Below are 1,779 nucleotides of genomic sequence, written 5' to 3' on the forward strand. Positions count from 1 at the left end.
GTCGATCATCATGATGGCGTTCTTTTTCACGATGCCGATCAGCATCAGCACACCGATGATGGCGATGACGCTGAGGTCGAAGCCGAACAGCATCAGCGACCCCACCGCCCCCACCGCCGCCGACGGCAGGCCGGACAGGATGGTCAGCGGGTGGATGAAGCTTTCATACAGCACGCCCAGCACGATGTAGATCACCACCACCGCCGCCAGCAGCAACAGGCCCTGGTTGGCCAGCGCCTGCTGGAACACCTGGGCGGTGCCCTGGAAGCTGCCGGATATGCTGTCGGGCAGGCCGATCTCGCGCTGCACCGCGTCGATGGCGGTGACCGCCGCCCCCAGCGACACCCCCGGCGCCAGGTTGAAGGAGAGGGTGACGGCCGGCAACTGGCCCTGGTGGTTGACGCTGATGGGACCGGAGGTGCGGTCGATGCGGGCCACCGACCCCAGCGGGATCAGCTTGCCGCTGTCGGCGCGGAGGTAGATGCGGTTCAGCACGTCGGCTGACCTCTGCGCCTCCGGCGACAGTTCCAGGATCACCTCGTAATCGTTGGTCGGCGTGTAGATGGTGGAGATCTGCCGCGTGCCGAAGGCGCTGTAGAGGCTGGAGCGCAGGTTCTCCGCCGTCAGGCCCAGCATGTAGGCCTTGTCCAGGTCCACATGGATGGAGGCGTTCTGGCCGGACAGCTGCAGGTCGCTGGTCACGTCCTGCAACACCGGCATCCGCGCCATCCTCTGCATCAGCCGGTCCGCCCACTGGTACAGCGTCGGCTGGTCCAGGCCCTGCAATGTGTACTGGTACAGGCTTTTGGACCCGCGACCGGACACGTTCAGGTTCTGCACCGGCTGGAAGAAGACGTTGATGCCGGCGATGCCCGCCACGTCATTGCGCAGGCTCTGGATCACCGCCTCCATGTTGGGGCGGTGGGCGCGGTCCTTCAGCGACATGAAGATGCGGCCGGTGTTGGTGGCGTTGCCGCCGCCCCCGCCACCGACGGAGGAGATGAAGGTCTCGACATAGGGGTTCTTGCCCACGGCCGCCGCCGCCTGCCGTTGCAGGGCGATCATGGCGTCGAAGGAGATGTCCTGCCGCCCCTCCGTCTGGGCGAAGACCTGGCCGTTGTCCTCGGTGGGGAAGAAGCCCTTCTGCACCTGCTGGAACAGCACGACGGTGCCGACCAGGGTGGCGAAGAACACGGCCACCACCACCCGGCGGTGGCCCAGGCACCAGGTCAGGGTGCGGTCATAGCCCCGCAGCCACGCCTCGAACCCGGCCTCGGTCACCCGCTCGAACCGGTTGGGCTTGGCATGGTGGTCGTGGTTGATGAAGCGGCTGCACAACATGGGCGTCAGCGTCAGCGACGTGATGGCCGAGGCGGCGATGGCCAGGGTGACCGTCACCGCGAACTCATGGAACAGCCGGCCGACCACGCCGCCCATCATGAAGATGGGAATGAACACCGCCACCAGCGACAGGGTGATGGAAACAATGGTGAAGCCGATCTCCCGGCTGCCTTTCAGCGCCGCCTCGAATGGGCTCATCCCCTTCTCGATGTAGCGGACGATATTTTCCAGCATGACGATGGCGTCGTCCACGACCAGGCCCACCGACAGGGTCAGCGCCAGCAGCGAGATGTTGTCGATGGAAAAGCCGAAGGCCTTCATGGCGCCGGCGGCGCCGATGAGGGAGATGGGCACGGCGATGCCAGGGATGACCGTGGCGCTGACCTTGCGCAGGAAGAGGAAGATGACCAGCACCACCAGCACGATGGTCAGCGCCAG

The 1,779-nt window shown here is 65.7% G+C and carries 1 protein-coding gene; it reads right to left on the bottom strand.

The window, feature by feature from the left end:
* Positions 1 to 1,779, bottom strand: a 1,779-nt coding sequence (locus tag I55_RS14085; protein ID WP_044561220.1) for an efflux RND transporter permease subunit, incomplete at both ends; no start/stop codon positions are given.

Origin of the sequence: Azospirillum sp. B4 (assembly GCF_000333275.1) — a bacterium.
GTDB lineage: Bacteria > Pseudomonadota > Alphaproteobacteria > Azospirillales > Azospirillaceae > Nitrospirillum.